Genomic DNA, 13,951 nt, shown 5'->3' on the forward strand with positions numbered 1-13,951 from the left:
TCAACTTCCCCTTCTCGTCGCGGAATCGTCGCTTCCCTGCAACTGCGACGCGCCCGCAGCGGCGGGCGAGGTCCGCGTCCCTCCAGCCGGATCGACCGGAGCGCCTGCGGAGGAAGTCGCCGACGTCGCAGCCGGCGCCGGAGAATCCGCTTCGTTCGCGGCATCGGTTCCTTCAGTTGCCATCGCCGGCGCTTCGCCTTGGGGAGCAGCCCCGGGCGCGGGAGCGGCGGCGGGAAGTCCCTGCGGCGCGGGCGACGACTGGGAGAGCCGAACGCTTCCGCCGGGACGCGCCTTCTGCAGGCCGTTGACGACGATCAGGTCATTCACGCTCAAGCCCGATTCGACGACGCGTTTGTCGCCAGACGCGATCCCGAGCTTCACCGGACGATATTCGACTTTCACCGTGTCGGGCGCTTCGCCAGCGCCGGCAAGCACGAGCACGTAGGGACCGCGCTGGTCCGCCGCGATCGCCCGCTCTTCGATCAGGACCTTCTCTTCCGCTTCGGCGACCTGCAATCGGACGCGTACGAACAGGCCGGAGAGGAGGCGTCCGTCGGCATTGGGAAAAATACCGCGGCGAAGCTGCGTTCGGCTGGCGGGATCGACGCCGAGATCGGTCCAGTCGATCGTCCCCTGGTACGGATAGTCTTCACCGTCCAGCGACAAAAAGAGGTTCGCTCCCTGGCGACCGCCGTACTGACCCTCCAGCTCGAGCAGTCGCAGCACGTCCCGGTCGCTGACGTTGAAGTAGGCGTAGACCGGATCGAACGTCTCGATGTTGGCCAGCGGCGTCGTCTGTGCCTGAACGAGGTTGCCCGGGTCGACCAGTCGCCGGCCGATCCGTCCGGCGATCGGCGCCCGGATTTCGCTGTAGCGGAGATCGAGTTCGGCCCGTTCGACTGAGGCCTGGGCGCTGTTCACGGCTGCCTGGGCGGTCGTCACGTTGGAGACGGCGACGTCGTACTCTTCCTGCGAGACGGTTCCGCTGCGACGAAGCGGTTCTCGTCGAGCCAATTGAGCCTTCGCCAGCGACAACTCCGCGTTCGCCCGCTGCAGCTCGGCATTCGTTACCGCCAGCGCCGCCTCGAACGGATCCTTCTCGATCGTGAACAGCAGGTCGCCCTGCTTGACGGTTTGACCGTCCTCGAAATGGACGCTTTCAAGCTGTCCCGTGACTTGAGGCCGAATTTCGACTCGCTCCACCGCCTGCGTCGAGCCGGTGAATTCGAGAAAGTCGCTCACCGGTCCGAGGACGGGATAGGCGGCGTCGATCTCCGGAGGCGGAGGGGGCACGAACTGGTTCGGTTTCGTGCAGCCCGCTGCCGCGAGAGCGGCCAGAATCGAGCAGCAGGCCAGATAGCGCAGAACGAACATAGACAGATGACTCGGGGCCGACAGGAAAGTCCCTTCAGTCTCCGCAGCTTACCTATCGGAAGAAAATCCGGGAGAGCGACAAGGCGACTAATCGTGAGCGAGCGAATGATTATAATGCGGACGGGCGCGTCCGTCCACAGTTCATAGGGGCCGCATGCTGCCCGGGAATCCCCTCTTTTCACGCGGCGGCCCTTTCAGAGGGATTTCCGTCGATCGAAGGATCGCCTGCTGTTCGATGGTCGAACCGAACGAAGATCGAATCTCCCCGCCGTTGAGCGCAGCCTGTACCGAGCGATCGCGGCTGATCTTGAGGAATGCGCTGACGGTCTTCGCCGAGGAGGGGTTCGCGCAGGCTGACGTCCAGGCGATCGCCGACCGGTCCGGCGTCGGGAAAGGGACGGTCTACCGTCAGTTCGGAAACAAGGAGGCGTTGTTTCTGGCGGCGGCACGCTTCGCGCGCGCGTGGATGATGTGCGAGGTCGACCACCGCGCCGATGCGGAATCCGATCCGCTGGCCAGGTTGCGAACGGGAATGCTCGCCTGCCTGCAGTTCTGCGACGAGCATCCAGAAGTGGTCGAGATGCTCGTTCAGGAACGGGCGCTCTTTCGCGGTCGCACGCTGACTTTCTTCGACCGACCGTCCGACGAAGTGAATCTCTGGAACGAACGCCTGCGCGAACTGGTGCGACTCGGCGTCTTTCGCGAATTGCCGATCGACCAGATCGACGACGCGATTTCCAAGTTCGTGCTCGGGACGATGTTCGTGAACTTCTTTGCCGGCAAGAAGAAGCCGCTGACCGAGCAATACGAAGGCGCGGTCGATATCCTGTTCCATGGCCTGCTGACTTCCGGCGCCTCGGCTTCGGCTGTGGAAGCGGAAGCTCGCAAGGATTCGCCCCCGCCGAATTGAACCTTCGGCGATTCGACCTCTTCCTTACCGCACCACGCAGGCGCTGCATGGCCCGTCGCTTCGCGTTCGCCCTGGTATTGTTGTGCGGAACGGCGCCGTTCGCCGCCGAGGGACTGGCAGAGGTCCGCGTCGCGCGGATCTTCTCCGATCACGTCGTGCTCCAGCGCGATCGCCCCGTCCGCATCTGGGGCTGGGCCGATGCGGGCGCCCAAGTGACCGTCGAGTTCGCCGGAACGACCGGGACGACGCACGCCGACGACGCCGGCGCCTGGTCGACGACCTTCGAGCCGATGAGCGCGTCCAGCGAGGGCGGGCCGCTTCGCATCGTCAGCGGCGACGAATCGCTCGTGATCGACGATGTCGTCGTGGGCGAAGTCTGGCACGCGAGCGGCCAGTCGAACATGGCCATGACGCTGGGCGACGTCGCCGCTCAACTCGATGTCGCGAAGGCCGATATCTCCGCAGCCGATCTGCCCCTCATTCGCTTCTGCCGCATCGGCGACGATTCGTCGCGGGAACCGCTCGACGACTTGCGGCGATCCGTCTCGTGGTCGCCTTGCTCCGTGGCGACGGCTCCCGGGTTCTCCGCTGCGGCGTTCTACTTCGCTCGCGAGTTGCATGCGAAGCTGGCCGTCCCGATCGGCATCGTCGACTCCTCTCGTGGCGGGACGCCGATCGAACCGTTCATTCCGCGGCAGGCCTTCGCTTCGCATCCCACGCTGCGTCAGGAGCTGGAACTCGGCGACCGCGACGATCTGGAAGGTCTCTGGAAACTTCCGGGCGGGGTGCGAGCCCGCGACGCGAACTGGCTGCCCGGTCGACTGTTTCATTCTCGCCTGCATCCGATCAAGGACTTCGCCGTCCGAGGCGCCCTCTGGTACCAGGGCGAATCGAACTCGGGCGATCGCGAGGACCCGCGCGACTACCAGCACAAGATGCGCGCGTTGATCGCGGGCTGGCGGAACGCGTTCGATGACGAGGCGCTGCCGGTCTACTTCGTGCAGCTTCCGGGCAGCGGCGCCGGGGCAGGGTGGCCCTATCTGCGGGAGCAGCAGCGACTCGCCGCCGATCTGCCGCATACAGGCATGGTCGTCACGATCGATCTGGAAGGCGCCGGGATTCATCCGCCGAACAAGATCGACGTCGGCAAGCGCCTCGCGCGCTGGGCGCTCGCGAACGACTACGGTCAGGAGATCGCGTGCAGCGGTCCGGCGTTCGATCGACAGACTATCGCGGGCGACGAGATCACCCTTCGATTCCGCCATGCCGAGAGGGGCCTGATGGCAGCCAGAAAGGTCGGCGTCGCGGAGCCGCAGGAGACGCCGGGCGAAGCTCTCGCTCACTTCGAGGCGCTGACCGCGGCAGGGGATTGGCGTCCGGCAGAGGCGCGGATCGTCGGCGACGCGGTCGTCGTTCGCGTGCCGGAAGGCGCCTCGCCGATCGCGGTCCGCTATGGCTACGCTCCGACGCCGGAAGGCTGCAACCTCTACAACCGCGACGGACTGCCTGCCTCGCCGTTCTGTACCCGCCCCGACCTGCTCGAGTACGACCCGAACCTGCCGAAGTAGCGGAAGCGTCGCACGCTTTCGCTCAGGCGAGGATCTTGTGCAGAACCTCGCCGGCGACGTCGGTCAGGCGATAGCGACGTCCGTTGTGCAGGTAGGTCAGGCGTTCGTGATCGACGCCGAGCAGATGGAGCATCGTCGCGTGCAGGTCATGCACGGAGACCCGGTCGACCGCCGCCTTGAAGCCGATCTCGTCCAGTTCGCCGTACGACGTTCCCTTCCTGATCCCGGCGCCGGCGAGAAACATGCCGAAGCCGTTCGGATTGTGATCGCGACCGCCGTTCCCCTGCGAGACGGGCATGCGCCCGAACTCGCCGCCCCAGATGACGAGCGTGCTGTCGATCAGGCCCGTCCGCTTGAGGTCGGTGAGCAGCGCGTCGATCGGTCGATCGGTCGCGCGGCAGTGTCCGCGATGATTGCCGTTCAGATCGCTATGCGCGTCCCACTCGCCGTCGCTGTAGACCTGCACGAAGCGAACGCCCCGCTCGACCAGTCGCCGGGCCATCAGGCACTTCGATCCGAAGGAACGCGTCTCCTGCTCGTCGATGCCGTACATCTTCCGCGTCTCGGCAGTCTCCGTGCTGAAGTCGACCAGTTCCGACGCTTCCACCTGCATGCGATAAGCGAGCTCGAAACTCTCGATCCGGCCTAGCAGTTCGGCCTCATCCGGTCGCTCGCTGCGATGGCGTTCGTTCAGCTTCGCGAGCAGATCGAGCTGGCGCCGCTGATCCTCGCGCGTCACTCCCTGCGGTCGATTCAAATTGATGACCGGCGTTCCCTCCAGGCGGAAGAGCGTTCCCTGGTACGTCGTCGGCAGGAAGCCAGAACTCCAGTTGAGATTCCCGCCCTTCACGCCCTGGTTGTTGCCGAGCACCACGAAGCCCGGCAGGCTGTCGTTCTCCGACCCCAGGCCGTAGGTGGTCCAGGCGCCCGCGCTGGGAAATCCGGGCCGCGGGATGCCGGTGTTGATCTGATAGAGCGCCGGAACGTGATCGTTCGATTCGCTGTAGCACGATCGAACGAAGGCGAAGTCGTCGACATGCTTCGCGACGTTCGAGTAATGCTCGCAGACCCAGGCGCCCGACTCGCCGTACTGCTTGAAGGCGAAGGGGGACTTCATCAGCGGGCCGGGGTTGCCGTTGAAGACGTCGATGTCGAACTTCTGTCCGTCGCGCTTCGTCAGTTCGGGCTTCGGGTCGAACAGATCGACCGCGCTCGGGGCGCCCTCCATGAAGAGCCAGATCACCGACTTAGCCTTCGCAGGGAAGTGACCCGCCCGGGGCGCCATCGGGTTCGTCGACGCGGTCGGCGCTTCGTCGGCGGCGAGCCGGCCGTCGCGGCGCAGCAGATCGCCGAGCGCGAGCATGCCGAATCCTGCGCCTGCCCTGGCCAGGAACTGGCGCCGATCGGCGACCGTTTCGAAGCGTCCGCAGTGGGAGGAGCGAGCGGCCATGGGAAACCTGCGGTCAGTCGATGTAGACGAATTCGTTCAGCGAGAAGAGCGCCTGGCAGAAGTCCGCGAGGGCCAGTCGCTCTGCGTGCTTCTCGTTTCGATTCCGACGCGCGGCGGCCTGTTCTGAGAGAAATGCCGACGCGTCGGCCATTTCATCCGCCGACGGCTGACGCGCGATCCCCAGTTCGAACGCGCGGCGGAGTTGAGCCTCGGCGTCGTCGCCGGCCTCCTTCTCCAACCGCTCCGCCAGTTCTTCCGCACGCTTCCGCACGAAGGGATCGTTGAGCAGCGCCAGCGCCTGGGGAGCGACTGTCGTGTCGATACGGCGACCGCAACTCGCTTGGGCGTCCGGTGCGTCGAACGCCTGCATCAGCGGGTTCTGCACGACCCGCTTATGAAACAGGTAGACCGAGCGCCGCCTGGTCTCGGGCGTATCCTTCACGTCCCGCGGGTAAGGATCCTTCACGTTGCGGGCCTGCATCGCCTCATTCGCGATCGGCGCCTTCACGCCCGGGCCGAACATCTCCTCGTTCAGCGTGCCGGCGACCGCGAGCATCGAATCGCGGATCGCCTCCGCTTCCAGGCGTTGCGGGCGACGATGCCAGAGCAGGCGGTTCTCCGGATCGATGGCCGTATAGTCGCCGCGGGGAAAGGAGCTCTGTCGATAGGCGGCGCTGTTCACGATCAGGCGATGCAGGTTTTTGACGCTCCAGCCGTCGCGAACGAAGCCTTCCGCTAGCCATTCGAGCAGTTCCGGATGGCTCGGCTTCTCGCCGCGAGTTCCGAAGTCGCTGACCGTGCGGACAAGCCCTTCGCCGAAGTGATGCTGCCAGACGCGGTTGACCATCACGCGAGCGAGCAGGGCGCCCGCGCCTTGATCGACGTCGGTCATCCATTCGGCCAGCGCCCTGCGTTGCTGCGTGCTGTCGTCGCGCTGCCTCGTCGTCCGCGCGGCGGTCCAGTAATCCTCCGCCGGACGCTGCGTCAGAACGGAGAGGAAGCCGAAATCCATCTTCTGATTGCGTGCGAGGAAGTCGCCCCGTTCGAAGAACCAGGTCTCCTTCGGCTCCGATCCGAAGTCGCGAAAAGCGAACGCGACGGGCAACTCCGCCGGCCTGCGACGCTCCACCGTCTCGATCTCCCGCTCAATCTCCTCCCAGCGCGCCTGGTCCTGCTCGGAGAGCGCGGCGACATAGTCCGCCTGATCGATCTTCAGTTCTCTCTTGAACTTCTCGGCCAGCTTCTTCGCTTCGTCGTCCTTCGGCTCGTCGCGCAGCAGAGCCTTCTCGTCGGTCGAGAGCGCCAGCTTGTCGATCTTCGCCGCAAGAATCGTCGGCTTGAGTCTATCCTTGCGTTCGTCGAGCCAGTCGTCGCGACGGTCTTCTACGCGATCGAGTTCGGCCTTCCACTTCGCCAGCGCGTCGCGCGTCGCGGCCGCCTCTTCGGGCGACGCGAGGGGAACCTCGCCCCGGTCGCCGCCGTTGAAGATCCGCGTCATGCGGTAGTAGTCCCGCGTCGGGAGCGCGTCGTACTTATGATCGTGGCATCGAGCGCAGGCCAGCGTCAGACCGAGGAACGCCTGCCCCGTCGTCGACACCATGTCGTCGAGTTCGTTCGCACGATTCCGCAGCTTCTCTTCGACCATCGGCGTATCGACGTGCGTGCTGGCGCCGGCGACGATGAACCCGGTCGCGGAGATCGCCTGCGGATTCGCCGGCTCGATCTCGTCGCCCGCGAGTTGCCAGCGGACGAACGTGTCGTAAGGCAGGTCGTCGTTGAACGCCCGGATGACGAAGTCGCGATAGCGATAGGCGTTCGGTCGGTCGTGGTCGGCTTCCTGACCCGAACTGTCGGCGTACCGCGCCACGTCGAGCCAGCGCCGGGCCCAGCGTTCGCCGTAGCGGTCGCTCGCCAGCAATTCGTCGACCAGCTTTTCGTAGGCGAGCGGATCGTCGGAAGCGACGAAGGACTCGATCTGCTCCGGCGTCGGCGGCAGACCGACGAGGTCGAAGTAGAGCCGGCGAACGAGCGTCCGGCGATCGGACTCTTTCGCCGGCGCGATGCCCGCGGACCGCTGCGAATGCAGGATGAATCGATCGACCGGCGTGCGGCCCCACGCGTCGTCCGGAAGTTCAGGGAGCGCGACGGACTGCAACGGTCGAAACGCCCAGCGCTGGCGGTCCTCGTCGGTGACGACCATCTCCGTCGGAGTCGGCGCCGCGGAAGTTTCCGACGCAGGCCACTCGGCGCCCGCTTCGATCCAGCGACGAAACAGACCGAGCTCAGTCGCGGCGAGCGCCGCACCCTCGGGCGGCATACGGAGCGATTCGTCGTCCGACGACACGAGTTCGATCAGTCGGCTCTCGTCGGGCTTGCCGGGAACGACCGCCGGATCGCCCGAGTCCCCCCCTGCGAGCGCCGCGGCTTTTACGTCCAGGCGAAGCCCTCCCATCTGCTTCTCCGGCCCGTGACACTTCACGCACCGCGAAACCAGCAGGGGCTGAACTTCCTTCGGAAAGTCTGGCGACTCGGGTTCCGCGGCATGCGATCCGGAAGCGAACGCCAGGATCGCGCCGACGAAGAGAGCTCGGAATCCGCCGTGACGGGCGATCCAGCGGAAGCAGCCGGCGCCGGGGCTCGGGAAGAGACTTCGCATATGCCAGGAGCGCGTCCGTTCGCGGACAGAGGCGGGAGGAGAGCGGACAAGCGTTTCGCGTTCGCAGCCGGGACCGCGCGACGCCGGTTCATTCTCTTCGATCGCTGTCGCCCTGTCACGCGCCGAGGAAGCTCCGACGAGCGTCGATGCGAGGTTCGGCAAGCGTCCGATCGCCTGACGCAGCGTTACGAACTGCACGACAGCATCGAACAACCGGCGCGGACGCGGGCCCAGTCGGGGCGTTTGGCGGCGAACGCTTCCTTGCCGGGCTGTTCCTCGTAGGGACGCCGCAGAACGTCGAGCGTCTCGTGCACCAGCGAGTCGTCGCTTTGTTCGGCCTTGTCGATCGCGAGCTGCGCGAGGTAGTTCCGCAGCACGTACTTCGGGTTGACCCGATTCATCCGTTCCCGACGTTCCGCGTCGGACAGACCGAGGTCGCGAATTCGCCGCCGATAGCGCCGCAGCCAGCCGGCGATCCGCGGACGAGTCTCCGCGGTTACTTGATCAGGCACGTAGAGCGCCTCCGCAATCAACGCGATCAGCACTTCGTCCGTCGGCTCTTCCTGACTCTGGCTGTCGCACGGCAGCGTCGCCAGGTTCCGGAAGAAGATCGTCATATCGGTCTCGACGATTTGCAGAACCTCCTGCAGGTCACTCGCGAGCGCCCGGTCGTCGTCCGACTCGAAGCGTTCGAATCCCAGCTTCCGCGCGAGCGTCGCATCCCAGCCGGACTGAAACGTCGACCAGTACGATTCCAGCCCCGATCGCAGGGCCTCGATATCTTCCACCAGGGGCAGCACCGCTTCCGCGAAGCGGGCCAGGTTCCACATCGCGATCTGCGGCTGACGTCCGTACGCGTAGAGACGGCGCCCGGCGTCGGTCGTGTTCGGCGTCCAGTCGGGATCGTAGTTCTCGAGCCAGCCGTAGGGGCCGTAGTCGATCGTCAGACCGAGGATCGACATGTTGTCCGTGTTCATGACCCCATGCACGAAGCCGACACGCATCCAGTGGACGATCATCTCCGCGGTCCGCTGGCAGACCTCGCGGAACCAGGCGACGTAGACCGCGGGCGAAGGTTCGCCCAGGTGCGGAAACTCCGTACGGATCGTGAAGTCAGCGAGCTTCCGGAGCGTCTCCAACTCGCCTCGTCGGGCGAAGATTTCGAAGTTGCCGAAGCGGATGAACGTCGGCGCCACGCGGCAGACGATCGCTCCCGGTTCGAGTTGGGGATGTCCGTCGTAGAACATGTCCCGCACGACGCGTTCGCCCGTCGCGACGAGGCTCAGCGCCCGCGTCGTCGGCACGCCGAGATGGTGCATCGCCTCGCTGCAAAGAAACTCCCGCACGGACGATCGCAACACGGCCAGTCCGTCGCCCGAGCGCGAATAGGGCGTCGGCCCCGCGCCCTTCAATTGCAGCGCCCAATGCTCTCCGCGGCGGTTCACGACCTCGCCCAGGTTGATCGCCCGCCCGTCGCCGAGCTGACCCGCCCACTGACCGAACTGGTGCCCGCCGTAACAGGCCGCGTGCGGATTCATCCCCGGCAGCAGGACATTGCCGCTGAAGACCTGCGCGAAGAGTTTCGACTCGAACGGATCGCCCGGGAGATCGAGCAAGCCAGCGACTTCGCGCGAGAAGCTGATCAGCCGCGGATTCGAAACCTGAACCGGCAGCGCCCGCGAATAGCAGGCGCCGCGAACCTGCCGCGTCCGGTTCGACGTGTCGGGATCGGCAGGCAGCTCGCGCGTGAAGCGGTTGTCGAACTGCAGGGCGGAGAGGTCGAGCAAGTCAGTAGCGATCGAAAGGGCAGGGAGGCCAGGGCGAAGCCGCCGCGGCCTGCGGAAGCGGGCGCCGAATCATAGCCTCTCGAAGCGCCGGGGAAAGCTTCGGGATGCCACCGACGCCATGGCGCTGGTGCGGGACTCGACGAAGGAACTGCCGGCCGGACCACGTCGCGGGCTTCGACGACGGCGCCGTCCGCGCCGCCTGATTACGGTCCTGACGCACGGCGAATAGCCGTCCTAATCGGCCGCGAACCGCAGAGACGGGCGCTGAGCCGCAGCAGGCGGCAGCGAATGGTCGGCGAAGCGAGCGTTCGAACCGACTGCCGACTCGAAGCGTGTCGGCTGAAAAATCGTCGGCGACGGAGTCTGCCCCTCTCCGTCGCCGACGCGCGCTACGACCTGTGAGAATATCGTCGCGCTGGAAACGCTCCTTAGCAGGAATTCATCGCAGACGAAATAAATTCTGCGGCGACATGACCGCCCCAAGAGCGAGGATCACGCGGCGCTCATTTTGATCAAGAAATGAGCGCCGCGAGGTCGGACCAGGGCGTTCTTGAAGGGAAGTTCGTCCGATGGATTTCGCCGGGCGGCGACGCTCTCACGGCGTCGCTCCGACCGGAACATCGGCCTGAGGCATCGGAAGTCGGCGTTGTGCGAGGAGTCGCCCCAGTTCGCCGCGACAGGATCCGCATCCCGTTCCGGCGCCGGTCGCGCGACCGAGGTCTTCGACCGAGTCGCAGCCGCCGGAGATCGCCTCCTCCAGGCGTTTTCTTCCGACGCTGCGACAGTTGCAGATCTCCGCATCGACAGGCTCCGCCGTCGCTCCGCCCGCGCCGTCGCAGAGGAGTTCCAGTCGATTGTCAGGAAGCGGGTCGCCGCGATCGAAGTACCGCAGCGCGATGCCCGCCGCCTGCGCGTCGCCGACGAACTGCGCGCCGACGAGCCGTCCGTCGCGAACGATCAGCTTGCGATAGACGCCGCGGCCCGGTTCACGGATCTCGACGACTTCGTCTTCGACGCCTTCCGGTTCGATTGCGCCGAGCGACGCGACCTCCACGCCTGCCACCTTCAACTTCGTGTAGAGGCGATAGCCGGTGAACGCCGCGCGATCGTTCGTCGCACAGAGCTCGTCCGCCAGAACCTTCGCCTGCTCCCAGATCGGCGCGACGATGCCGTAGCACGACCCGCGATGTTGGCAACACTCTCCGACCGCGTAGACGTCCGACAGACCAGGCGCCCGCAGCCGATCGTCGACCAGAATGCCCCGCTCGGTCGGAACGCCGATCGCCTGGGCGAGGTCGATGCGGGGACGCACGCCGCAGGCGACGACGAGCAGGTCGCACTCGATCCGGCTGTCGTCGGAGAGCAGCAGCCCTTCGATGCGTTCGTCGCCCAGGACGGCCTTCGAGGAAGTGGACGTGCGAATCGTCATGCCGAGCGAAGCCAGCTTCTTCGCGAGAAACTCCCCGCCGGTCGCATCGAGTTGGCGCTCCATCAGCGTCGGCATCAGATGGACGACGGTCGCCTCCGCGCCGAGATCGCAGAGGCCTTTCGCCGCCTCCAGGCCGAGCAGTCCGCCGCCGATGACGATCGCCTTCGTGCCCCGCCGAGCGGCAGCCCGAATCGAGAGGCAATCGTCGACCGTGCGGAAGACGTAGGCGCCTGGCTTCAGCGATCCGTCTTCCCGGCGAATCCCCGGCAGGGGCGGAACGATCGGGACGCTGCCGAGCGCGAGCACGAGCTTGTCGAACGGCTCGACGGCGCCCGACTCCGTCAGCAGCGTCCTTCCCTTCGCTCCGACGATTCGTTCGCCCGAACGCAGTTCGATCCCGTGTTCGTCGTACCAGGAGGCGTCCTTCAGAACGATCTCTTCGCTGCGCCCGTCGGCGAGCGCCTTGCTGAGCAGAATGCGGTTGTAGGCGCCGCCCGGCTCTTCGCCGAAGACGACGACGTCATAACGTTCGTGGCCTCCCCGCTGCACGAGTTCGTCGAGCAGGCGGGCGGTCGCCATTCCGTTGCCCACGATGGCCAGACGCGGCTTTCCGATCATACGACTTCCTTTCGCGATTCCTCAGGAGCACGCGGGGCCGCGGCTTCGCCAAGTCCTGCTTCGCTGGCCGCCGGCGAGAGTCGCACGGCGGAGATCTTGAACTCGGGCATCCGACTCTTGGGATCGAGCGTCGCCGAAGTCAGGACGTTCGCCGCATCGCGACCGCCCCAGTGGAACGGCGCGAAAACGACGTCGGGTCGGATGTCGGGCGTGACTTCGATGCGGAACCGAACGGCGCCGCGACGGCTTTCCGCCAGCACGTAGCCGTCCATGTCGAGGCCATGCCGCCGAGCCGTTCGGGGATGGACCTGCAGGCGCGGAACGGGCTTCGCCTCCGCGAGCTTCGCGACCCGTCGCGTTTGTGCGCCGGAATTGTAATGCTCACGATAACGTCCGGTCGTGAACCAGTAGGGGAAGGCGTCGTCCGGCTCTTCGCCGGCAGAGCGATGCGCGACGGGAACGCAGCGAGCCTTGCCGTCGGGATAGGCGAAGCGCTCGACGAACATGCGAGGCGTGCCCGGATGCGACTCGCTGGGACAGGGCCAGAAGACGCCGCTTTCGTCGTCGATCCGCTCGTACGTGATGCCGGAGTAGTCCGCCCTGGCGCCGCGGGTCGCTTCGCGAAGCTCGTCGAAGACTTGCTCAGGCGAATCGAAGGCGAACCCGTCGCCTCTTCCCAGTCGCTCGGCCAGCTCGCGCAGGATCCAGAGATCCGACTGCGGTCCGTCAGGCGGGAGCAGGGCAGGGCGGCGGCGAATGACGCGGCCCTCCAGGTTCGTCATCGTGCCTTCCTCCTCCGCCCATTGCAGCGTCGGAAGAAAGGCATGGGCGTAACGCGAGGTCTCGTTCAGGAACGAGTCGCAAACGACCAGACATTCGAGATCGGCCAGTCGTTCGCCTGCCCAGTTCGCGTTCGGCGCCGAGACGGCCAGATCGTTCGCCAGCGACAGCCAGCCGCGGATGCCGCCGGGACGGATCGCGGCGATCGCTTCGGTCGCGCTCAGGCCTCTTCGCGGAAGATCCTTAGGTTCCACGTTCCAGACCCGGGCGACATGTTCCCGGTCGGCATCGTTCTCGATCAGGCGATAGCCCGGAAGCTGATCCGCCTTCTGACCATGTTCGCGGCCTCCCTGCCCGTTGCCCTGACCGGTCAGGCAGCCGTAACCGCTGTTCGGCCTTCCGACTTTGCCGAGCGCGAGCATCAGATTGATCATCGCCAGGACCGTGTCGGTCCCTTTGCTCTGCTGCTCGGGCCCGCGACCTGAAAGGAGCATCGACGGACCGCTCGACAGCCGGCGAACCGCGCGGCGAAGATCCGCTTCCCGCACGCCCGTCAGCCGCTCGACATGCGGCGGATAGTACTGCATCGCGAGCTGGCGAACCTGCTCGAAACCGACCGTGCGTTCCGCCAGGTAGTCGCGATCGATCAGGTTCTCTTCGACGGCGACGAAGAGCATGCCGTTGGCGAGCGCCAGGTCCGACCCGGGCGTCAGTTGCAGATGCAGATCCGCGGCGCGCGCGGTCGCCGAACGACGCGGGTCGACGACGATCAACTTGCCGCCTGCCGCGCGCTGTTTGTCGAACCACTGCATGATCGGCGGAAGCGTGTCGACGCAGTTCGATCCCCACAGCAGGACGGTCCGGGCGCCGGCGAAGTCTTCGACCGGAAAGTTAAGACCGCGATCGATGCCGAAGGCCGCGTTCTGCGCGGCGGCAGCGCTCGACATGCAGTAGCGCCCGTTGTAGTCGACGTTCGGCGTCTTGAGCGCGATGCGAGCGAACTTCCCGAGCAGGTAGGCCTTCTCGTTCGTGAGCGCTCCGCTGCCGTAGCAGGCGACCGCCGCGGAACCGTTCAGTTCGCCGATACGACGGAATTCTTCGGCCACGAAGTCGAGAGCGTCCCCCCACGACGCTTCCCGCCAGGCACCGGCGGCGTCGCGAAGCTGCGGCGAGGTCACGCGATCGGGCGACGACAACAGGTCGCCCGACGTGAAGCCTTTGACGCACATCTGCCCTGCGTTGACGGGGAAGTCCGCGTCCGGATCGATCGTGACGGTGCGGTCGTCTCCGGTCGTCAAACGCATGCCGCACTGAAACGCACAGTACGGACAGTGCGTCCGGACGGTCGTGGCGGCGGCGTGAATCGTGGGGAGTTCCAT

Annotated in this window: 8 protein-coding genes; 2 read left to right on the plus strand and 6 right to left on the minus strand. The window is 66.0% G+C overall.

The features are described 5' to 3' along the window. Nucleotides 1–1,374 (minus strand): efflux RND transporter periplasmic adaptor subunit, encoded by a 1,374-nt coding sequence (locus tag SH602x_RS17855; protein ID WP_479473605.1) that lies wholly within the window; start codon nt 1,372–1,374, stop codon nt 1–3. A gap of 271 nt (nt 1,375–1,645) precedes the next feature. On the opposite strand from SH602x_RS17855, the gene SH602x_RS17860 reads away from it, so the two are divergent. Beyond that, on the plus strand, nt 1,646–2,284 hold the full coding sequence (locus SH602x_RS17860) for a TetR/AcrR family transcriptional regulator (RefSeq protein ID WP_479473606.1): 639 nt from the start codon (nt 1,646–1,648) through the stop codon (nt 2,282–2,284). A 47-nt stretch (nt 2,285–2,331) separates the two neighbouring features. Further along, nucleotides 2,332–3,852, plus strand: a complete 1,521-nt coding sequence (locus SH602x_RS17865; RefSeq protein WP_479473607.1) for a sialate O-acetylesterase — start codon at nt 2,332–2,334, stop codon at nt 3,850–3,852. Nucleotides 3,853–3,874: 22 nt separating this feature from the next. On the opposite strand, the gene SH602x_RS17870 is transcribed toward SH602x_RS17865, so the two are convergent. From SH602x_RS17870 to SH602x_RS17890, 5 genes are all read right to left on the minus strand, one after another. Continuing rightward, a complete protein-coding gene (locus SH602x_RS17870) occupies nt 3,875–5,302 on the minus strand; it encodes a DUF1501 domain-containing protein (RefSeq protein ID WP_479473608.1) in 1,428 nt (475 codons plus the stop codon). 13 nt (nt 5,303–5,315) lie between these two features. Beyond that, on the minus strand, nt 5,316–7,958 hold the full coding sequence (locus tag SH602x_RS17875) for a PSD1 and planctomycete cytochrome C domain-containing protein (protein WP_479473609.1): 2,643 nt from the start codon (nt 7,956–7,958) through the stop codon (nt 5,316–5,318). 185 nt (nt 7,959–8,143) lie between these two features. After that, on the minus strand, nt 8,144–9,745 hold the full coding sequence (locus SH602x_RS17880) for a protein adenylyltransferase SelO (RefSeq protein ID WP_479473610.1): 1,602 nt from the start codon (nt 9,743–9,745) through the stop codon (nt 8,144–8,146). Between the two features lie 595 nt (nt 9,746–10,340). Continuing rightward, nucleotides 10,341–11,792, minus strand: coding sequence for an FAD-dependent oxidoreductase (locus SH602x_RS17885; RefSeq protein ID WP_479473611.1), 1,452 nt, complete (start codon nt 11,790–11,792; stop codon nt 10,341–10,343). Continuing rightward, nucleotides 11,789–13,951: a molybdopterin oxidoreductase family protein gene (locus SH602x_RS17890; RefSeq protein ID WP_479473612.1), complete on the minus strand. Its 2,163-nt coding sequence runs from the start codon at nt 13,949–13,951 to the stop codon at nt 11,789–11,791. The genes SH602x_RS17885 and SH602x_RS17890 overlap by 4 nt, the downstream gene beginning before the upstream one ends.

It is taken from the genome of Lignipirellula cremea, assembly GCF_056501455.1.

Excerpts from the sequence above, each read along its gene's own strand:
- SH602x_RS17855 (WP_479473605.1), bottom strand. The coding sequence starts at position 1,374 with ATGTTCGTTCTGCGCTATCTGGCCTGCTGCTCGATTCTGGCCGCTCTC.
- SH602x_RS17865 (WP_479473607.1), top strand. The coding sequence starts at position 2,332 with ATGGCCCGTCGCTTCGCGTTCGCCCTGGTATTGTTGTGCGGAACGGCG.
- SH602x_RS17870 (WP_479473608.1), bottom strand. The coding sequence starts at position 5,302 with ATGGCCGCTCGCTCCTCCCACTGCGGACGCTTCGAAACGGTCGCCGAT.
- SH602x_RS17875 (WP_479473609.1), bottom strand. The coding sequence starts at position 7,958 with ATGCGAAGTCTCTTCCCGAGCCCCGGCGCCGGCTGCTTCCGCTGGATC.
- SH602x_RS17885 (WP_479473611.1), bottom strand. The coding sequence starts at position 11,792 with ATGATCGGAAAGCCGCGTCTGGCCATCGTGGGCAACGGAATGGCGACC.
- SH602x_RS17890 (WP_479473612.1), bottom strand. The coding sequence starts at position 13,951 with ATGGAACTCCCCACGATTCACGCCGCCGCCACGACCGTCCGGACGCAC.